Source organism: Leifsonia sp. KNZ12-8B, assembly GCF_056755495.1.
The window spans coordinates 1-7,550 of the sequence record NZ_JBPGXM010000159.1 but is presented as its reverse complement, the minus strand read 5'-3'; the positions used below and the strand labels follow the sequence as shown (position 1 = coordinate 7,550).

The 7,550-nt window shown below is 72.0% G+C and carries 7 protein-coding genes; 3 read left to right on the top strand and 4 right to left on the bottom strand.

Annotated features, from left to right (window positions below):
- Positions 1-243 precede the first annotated feature (243 nt).
- From ACR9ZG_RS16970 to ACR9ZG_RS16955, 4 genes are all read right to left on the bottom strand, one after another.
- Positions 244-1,182: an NUDIX hydrolase gene (locus ACR9ZG_RS16970; RefSeq protein ID WP_481286024.1), complete on the bottom strand. Its 939-nt coding sequence runs from the start codon at positions 1,180-1,182 to the stop codon at positions 244-246.
- Positions 1,183-1,190: 8 nt separating this feature from the next.
- Positions 1,191-3,389: an RNA degradosome polyphosphate kinase gene (locus ACR9ZG_RS16965; RefSeq protein ID WP_481286023.1), complete on the bottom strand. Its 2,199-nt coding sequence runs from the start codon at positions 3,387-3,389 to the stop codon at positions 1,191-1,193.
- Positions 3,390-3,453: 64 nt separating this feature from the next.
- Positions 3,454-4,368 (bottom strand): mycothiol synthase, encoded by a 915-nt coding sequence (gene mshD / locus ACR9ZG_RS16960; protein ID WP_481286022.1) that lies wholly within the window; start codon positions 4,366-4,368, stop codon positions 3,454-3,456.
- The gene (locus ACR9ZG_RS16955; RefSeq protein WP_481286021.1) at positions 4,337-5,029 is read right to left on the bottom strand and encodes a response regulator transcription factor; all 693 of its coding nucleotides are present in this window, start codon (positions 5,027-5,029) and stop codon (positions 4,337-4,339) included. The genes mshD and ACR9ZG_RS16955 overlap by 32 nt, the downstream gene beginning before the upstream one ends.
- A gap of 89 nt (positions 5,030-5,118) precedes the next feature.
- Here ACR9ZG_RS16955 and ACR9ZG_RS16950 point away from each other — a divergent pair, with 89 nt between their 5' ends.
- The 3 genes from ACR9ZG_RS16950 to ygfZ all read left to right on the top strand — a co-directional run bounded on the left by ACR9ZG_RS16950 (position 5,119) and on the right by ygfZ (position 7,381).
- Positions 5,119-5,499, top strand: a complete 381-nt coding sequence (locus tag ACR9ZG_RS16950; RefSeq protein WP_481286020.1) for a hypothetical protein — start codon at positions 5,119-5,121, stop codon at positions 5,497-5,499.
- Between the two features lie 158 nt (positions 5,500-5,657).
- Entirely contained in the window at positions 5,658-6,254 is a 597-nt protein-coding gene (locus ACR9ZG_RS16945; protein WP_481286019.1) for a nitrobindin family protein, read from the top strand.
- 14 nt (positions 6,255-6,268) lie between these two features.
- A complete protein-coding gene (ygfZ, locus tag ACR9ZG_RS16940; protein WP_481286018.1) occupies positions 6,269-7,381 on the top strand; it encodes a CAF17-like 4Fe-4S cluster assembly/insertion protein YgfZ in 1,113 nt (370 codons plus the stop codon).
- Positions 7,382-7,550 lie beyond the last annotated feature (169 nt).

The window sequence follows — 7,550 nt, the reverse complement described above, 5'->3', positions numbered from 1 at the left end:
TTGGGGGGGGGGGGGTTTGGGGGGGGGCCCAACCCGGGGGGGGGGTTAGGGGGGGCGCCCGGGGGGGGGGGCTTCTCCCGCGGGGGGGGGGGGGGGGGGGGGGCCCCCCCCCCCCCCCACGTCACCTGCGGAAGTTGCCCAGAATGATGTCGGCGATCGCGACGAGAACCTCACCGACGCGGGAGAGCCACAGCCGGAGAGTCCACGTGCGCCCTGGCCCGCGTCTCATCGCACTCCCAGGACTCAGCGCGCCGCCGGCGCGTACGTCTCGATCGAGACGATGCCGGAGGCCGGGTTCGTCGCCGAGAGGTGCACGACGGAGAAGCCGCCGGTATCGAGGTCGGCGGCGTCGTTGAGGTAGCCGCCCGGCATCGTGCCGGTCGCGAGGGCGATCTCGCGGAGGATCTCGGGGAGCACCGGTCCGTGGCTGCACAGCACAGCGGTCTTGCGCGAGCGGACGCGCTTGCCGACGACCTCCCGCACCTGGCCGCGGCCCTCCTCGTACGCGTCCTGGCTGATGCCGTGCTCGCGCTGCGGCTTGATCCCGGTCGCCGCGGCGAGCGGTGCGACGGTCGCCACGCAGCGGACGGCGTCGCTGGTGACGATGCGGCGCGGCCGCCAGGCGAGCAGGGTCGGGACGTCCGAGGCGGACTGCCGCACGCCGCGCTCGGTCAGCGGGCGGGCGGCGTCGGGGCCGTCCCAGTCGCCGCGCGGCGCGGCCTTGCCGTGCCGCAGGGCGATGAGCGCGAAGGTGGAGGTCACGCCCTGCTTCACGAGCGCGTCGAACGCGTCGAGGATCTCGACGTCGCGCTCGTAGGTGAGGTAGCTGCGCGCCTTCTTGACCGTCACCCACTCGATCGCCGCGATCTCGGCGTTGGGCACGAAGGTCGACCGCAGGATCGCCTTCTCGGAGACCTCGGCCGCCCAGAAGTGGACGATCTTCTCACGCCCGCTGGCCAGCGGATACCGGGAGACGCCGAGCGGGACGCCGAGGCGGATGCCGAGCCCGGTCTCCTCCTCGATCTCGCGCACCGCCGTCTGCGGGAGGGTCTCGCCCTCGTCGACCTTGCCCTTCGGGATCGTCACGTCGCCGTACTTGGTGCGGTGCACCACGAGCACGACGATCCGGTCGTCGACGACGCGCCAGCAGAGCGCGCCCGCGGCGTAGACGGCCGGGGTCACCTCGCGGCTCACCGCCTGGTTCCCGTGCGCGTGCTGCGCGGACGCTGGCTGGTCTGCTGCATCAGCTTGTTCTGCAGGTCGGTGAGCGGCTTGCCGGACTCGTCGAGGTGGTGCCTGGTCCAGACGCCGTCCTCGGCGAGGGTCCACGTGGCCGTGCGCTCGTCGAAGGCGAGGTCGAACAGGCGCTCCAGCTCGGCGAGGTGCTCGGGGTCGGTGAGCCGCACCAGCGCCTCCACGCGGCGGTCGAGGTTGCGGTGCATCATGTCGGCGCTTCCGATGTAGACCTGCGGGTCGCCGTCGTTGACGAACGAGAAGACGCGCGAGTGCTCCAGGTAACGGCCGAGCACCGAGCGCACGCGGATGTTGTCGGAGAGGCCGGGGCGCCCGGGGACGAGGCCGCAGATGCCGCGCACCCACAGCTCGATCGGGACGCCGGCCTGACTGGCGCGGTAGAGCGCGTCGATGATCGCCTCGTCGACGATGGAGTTGACCTTGATCCGGATGCCGGAGGGCCGGCCCGCCTCGGCGTGCGCCCGCTCGACGTCGATGCGCTTGAGCAGGCCCTTGCGCAGGTGCAGCGGGGCGACGAGGAGGCGCTTGAACTTCTTCTCGATGGCGTAGCCGGAGAGCTCGTTGAACAGTCGGGTCAGGTCCTTGCCGACCTGGTCGTCGGCCGTCAGCAGGCCCAGGTCCTCGTAGATGCGCGAGGTCTTCGGGTTGTAGTTGCCGGTGCCGATGTGGCTGTAGTGCTTGAGGACGCCCTTCTCCTCGCGGATGACGAGCGCGAGCTTGCAGTGCGTCTTGAGTCCGACCAGGCCGTACACGACGTGCACGCCCGCCTTCTCGAGCTTGCGCGCCCAGGAGATGTTGTTCTGTTCGTCGAACCGCGCCTTGATCTCCACCAGCGCCAGCACCTGCTTGCCCGCCTCCGCCGCGTCGATGAGCGCCTCGACGATCGGGCTGTCGCCCGAGGTGCGGTACAGCGTCTGCTTGATGGCGAGCACGTGCGGGTCGGCCGCGGCCTGCTCCAGGAACGCCTGGACGCTGGTGGCGAAGGACTCGTAGGGGTGGTGCAGCAGGATGTCCTGGCGCGCGACCGCCGCGAACACGTCCGGCTTGGCGTTGGGCTCGCTCGGCATGAGCTGCGGCGCCGTGGTCGGCACGTGGTTGGGGTAGTGCAGGTCGGGCCGGTCGATCTTGGCCAGATCGAACAGGCCGCCGAGGTCGAGCGGACCGGGGAGGCGGTAGACCTCCTGCTCGGTGACGTCGAGCTCGCGCACCAGCAGGCCGAGCGTCACGTCGTCCATGTCGTCGGTGACCTCGAGCCGGATCGGCGGGCCGAACCGCCGGCGCAGCAGCTCGCGCTCGAGCGCCTGGATGAGGTTCTCGGTCTCGTCCTCGTCGATCTCGACGTCTTCGTTGCGCGTGACGCGGAAGACGTGGTGGTCGAGGATCTCCATGCCGGGGAACAGGTCGCCGAGGTGGTTGGCGATGAGCTCCTCCAGCGGGAGGAAGCGCACCTGCCCGAGCGCCTCGCGCTGGTCGATGCGCACGAACCGCGGCAGCATCTGCGGCACCTTGAGGCGCGCGAACTGCTCCTTGCCGGTGCGGGAGTTGCGCACGCGGATGGACAGGTTGAGCGAGAGCCCCGAGATGTACGGGAAGGGGTGCGCCGGGTCGACCGCGAGCGGCATCAGGACCGGGAAGATCTGCTGCGAGAACACCTCGCGCAGGTGCGTGCGGTCGCCCTCGTCGAGCGCATCCCACGAGACGACGGAGATGCCGGCCTCGCGCAGCGCGGGGAGGACCAGCTCGTGGTAGGCGCGGGCGTGCCGCTCCTGCAGCTCGTGCGCCTTCTTGGAGATGTCGGCCAGGACGTCCTGCGGGGCGCGCCCGGTGTTGGTCGGCACGGCCAGCCCGGTGGCGATGCGCCGCTTGAGGCCGGCGACCCTGACCATGAAGAACTCGTCGAGGTTGGTGGCGAAGATGGCGAGGAAGTTGGCGCGCTCGAGCACCGGGAGGAGCGGATCCTCCGCGAGCTCGAGCACCCGCTGGTTGAACGCCAGCCAGCTCAGCTCGCGGTCGAGGTAGCGGTTGTCGGGGAGCTCCGGATCGGGCTCGTAGATGAACGGGGCGAAGTCGTCGTCGAAGTCGCCGCCCAGGCTGCCCGCCAGGCCGTTGTCCAAGAGGATGTTGTCGCCGTCCATGCCCCCATCTTGGCACTGCTGCGAGGCCGGATGAACGGCAGCGGCCGATCTGTGGAGAATCGGATCAGCCGCGCCGGTAGTGGACATCGACGGAGCGGTCGGTGAACCCGGCCGACCGGTACAGCGCCAGCGCCGCGGTGTTGTCGCCCTCGACGTACAGCTCCGCCTCCGCGCACCCGCGGTCGCGCAGCCGCCACAGTCCGGCCGCGAGCAGCGCGCGTCCGATCCCGCGCCCGGCCGCCTCTGGCGCGACCCCCAGCACGTAGATCTCTCCGGGGGCTCCGGCCTCCACCTTGACCCAGTCGTAGCCCACCAGCCGCCCGGAGGCGTCGCGCAGCAGCAGCACGTCGCCGGCGTCGAACCACGACTCGGCCTGCCGCGCACGGAGGTCGTCGACGGTCAGCGCCCCCTGCTCGGGATGGGCGGCGAAGATGCGTGCGTTCAGCGCCACCCACTCCTCGTCGTCGATGCCGGGCCGGAGGGCGGTCAGCTCGTAGCCGGCCGGGATCGCCACCGTCTGCGGCTCCGCATCCAGGAGCACGCCCAGCTTCAGCAGCGTGCGCACGCGCGCGAACCCGAAGCGCCCCGCGAGGCGTGCTGCCGCGGGGTGGTCGCCATGCGCCCACGCCGTGAGCTGGCCCTCCACCTCGGCGAGCAGCGCCTCCACCGCGCCCGCGCCGACGCCGCGCCCGCGCTCGGGTGGCAGGACCGCCAGGTCGAGCTCGCCGCCGCCCAGCACCGCCGCGCCGACGACGCGCCCGCCCGCACGGATCAGCGACGGCGTGCGGCGCCCGCTCTCGATGTCCAGCCGGGTCTGCTCGTTGAAGGGATCGGCCCCGTCTGCCGCGCGCGCCGCGTCGGCGACGCCGAAGAACGCAGCACGCTGCGACGGGTCGCCCAGGTCCGCGGCGGCGGGAACGGCCGGTCTCTCAGGAACGGACGGACGCTCAGGAACGGACGGACGAGGGGAGTCGCTCATTGTCGTCCTCGTACACGTTGAACCGGTACCCCACGTTGCGGACGGTGCCGATCAGCGACTCGAGGTCGCCCAGCTTGGCGCGCAGGCGCCGCACGTGCACGTCGACCGTGCGCGTGCCGCCGAAGTAGTCGTAGCCCCACACCTCGCTGAGCAGCTGCTCGCGGGTGAAGACGCGCGACGGATGCGTGGCGAAGAAGCGGAGCAGCTCGAACTCCTTGAAGGTGAGGTCGAGCTGGCGGCCGTGCGCCTTCGCCGAGTAGCTGGCCTCGTCGATGGTGATGCCCGACGCCTGGATCTTGCTCTGCGAGTGCTCCTGCGTCTGACGGCCGATGGCGAGGCGGATGCGCGCGTCGACCTCCGCGGGGCCGGCGGTGTCGAGCACGACGTCGTTGACGCCCCAGTCGGCGCTGACCGCGGTCAGGCCGCCCTCGGTGAGCACGAGGAGCAGCGGCACCGTGACGCCGGTCGTGGTGAGGATCTTGCACAGCGACTTGGCGCTCGCCAGGTCGCGCCGGGCATCCACGAAGATCAGGTCGCAGCTCGGCGCGTTGACCAGGGAGGCCGGCGCGGCGGGGATCTGACGGGTGCGGTGGCTGAGGAGGGCGAGCGACGGGAGCACCTCCGCATCGGGCGCGGACGTGAGGATCAACAGCTGCGCCACTCAGTACCTCCTCACCCTGCTCGTGCCGCAATGCTACCGGAATCGCGGGCGTGTCCCTCCCGGCCTGCGTGCGGGGGCACAATGGGTGCATGACCGACGCGACGCCGGAGCAGCCGCCCCAGGAGCCTCCCGCGCCGGTGGGGGAGCCGGAGGTGCACGGCCTCGGGCCGGCCGCCGCGGCACCCCTGCCGCCGCCGCTGAGCCGCGGCGCCCGGATCGCGAGCGTCGTCGCCGTCTGGGGTCTCGCCGTGGTGTTCGGCGTGCTGGTCGGCGCGATCTCCGCTCCGGAGCAGTACGCGGCCTGGCTGTCGCTCGCGCTCGCCGTGTGCGTGCTGCTCGCCTTCGTGGCCCAGCTGGCCACCCAGCACAAGGACGGCTTCGTCGACCGGCTCGCGGCGACGCTGACCGGCTGCTTCGTCGTGCTCGGCGTGACGGGCGCCGTGCTCGGGGCGATGGCGCTCTCGGCCTGAAATCCCGCTCGGCCTGATTAGACTGGCAGCATGCTCGTCGCTCTCGAACTCTTCTTCGTCGGCCTCCTGGGGCTCGCAACGCTGGCCATCCTCGGCGTCTCCGGCGTCGTCGTCTACAACCTGTTCCGCGGGCAGCGCTAGCCAGCGGTCGCCGTCGCATGATCGAACTGCCGACCGACCTCCCGGCCGAACTCGTCCCGCTCTCCTGGCTCCTCGGCGTGTGGGAGGGGACCGGTGTGCTCGACTACGCGATCGGCGACGACCACACCGAGCTCGAGTTCGGCCAGCGCATCAGCTTCAGCCATGACGGCCAGCCGTACCTCAACTACTCGGCGTCGTCGTGGGTGCTCGACGAGGAGCGCACCCCGCTGGCCGCCGAGACCGGGTACTGGCGGTTGAGCCGCAAGCTCATCGAGGGCGACGCCGGGCCGGCGATGCTGCCGGGCGTCGGCGCCCGGCCCTTCAACACCGCCCAGTCGGTGGAGACCCTGCGCAACTCGCACGGCGGCTTCGACATCGACGTCGCGATCATCCACCCGGACGGGGTCAGCGAGCTGTACCTCGGCCAGGTCGCCGGCCCCCGCATCGACCTCGCGACCGACGCCGTCGTCCGTACCGCCGGCGCCAAGGAGTACTCGGCGGCGACGCGGCTGTACGGGCTCGTGGAGGGGCACCTCCTGTGGGCGTGGGACATCGCCGCGCTGGGCCAGGACCTGCGCACCCACGCCTCGGCGCGGCTCGCGAAGGTCGACTGACGAAAGGTGGGCTGATGTCCCGGTCGCCGTTCCTCGACCTCCCCGGCGCCGTCGACGTCGCGGAGGTCGGCGTGCCCGCGCACTACGGTAATCCGCTCGGCGAGCAGCGGGCGCTGGCGGAGGGCCGGGCGATCGTCGACCTGTCCGACCGCGCCGTGCTGACGGTGACCGGGCCCGACCGGCTCAGCTGGCTCAACTCGCTCACCAGTCAGGCGCTGACCGGGCTGCGGCCGGGGGAGTCGTCAGAGACCCTCCTGCTCGACGTCACCGGCCGCGTGGAGCACGCCGCGCGGCTCGTCGACGACGGCGAGACCGTGTGGCTCCTGGTCGACCGGCCGGAGGCCGAGGGGCTGCGGACCTGGCTCGACTCCATGCGCTTCATGCTGCGGGTGGAGGTCGCCGACCGCACCGACGCCTACGCGACGATCGGCACGCTCGGCGATCCCGACCTCCCCGTCGCCGTCTCGAACGGGGTGCCGCTGATCTGGCACGATCCCTGGCACGCCGTCACCCCCGGCGGGCACCAGTACGCGCGCGGCGAGCATCCCGGCGCCGACTGGAGCTGGAGCGAGCGGCTGGTCGCGCGCGACGACCTGGCCGGCATCGCGGCCCGCGCCGCCGCCGGCGAGCTCGCCGTGGCGGGCACACTGGCGGCCGACGCACTGCGGATCGCCGCCTGGCGGCCGCGGTTCTCGACGGAGGTCGATGAGCGCACCATCCCGCACGAGCTCGACTGGCTCCGCACCGCGGTGCACCTGACCAAGGGCTGCTACCGCGGCCAGGAGACGGTCGCGAAGGTGCACAACCTCGGGCATCCGCCGCGCCGCCTGGTGATGCTGCACCTGGACGGCTCGGAGGGCGTGCATCCCGCCCGGGGCGCGGCCGTGTCGCTCGACGGCAAGGAGGTCGGCACCGTGACCTCCACCGCCCTGCACTACGAGCTGGGGCCGATCGCGCTCGCCGTGGTCAAGCGCGGGACGGATGCGGGAGCGACCCTGACGGTGGACGCCGACGGCACGGCCGTGGCCGCGGCGCAGGAGGTCGTGGTCCCGCCGGAGGCGGGCGCCGAGGCGCACGTGCCCCACCTTCCGCGGCTCGGTGCCGTGACCCGCAAACCGCGCGGCTGACCCCGGTCCGCTCGCCGCCATCCACCTGTCACGACACGCCGTGGGGGCGGTCGTCGAGGCGGCGTGTCATGCCGAGCCGACGACGACCGTCGAGTTGACGAGCGCTTGTTAGGTAATGCTAACCTAACCTGCGTCTGTCTCTTATACACATCTCCGAGCCCACGAGACC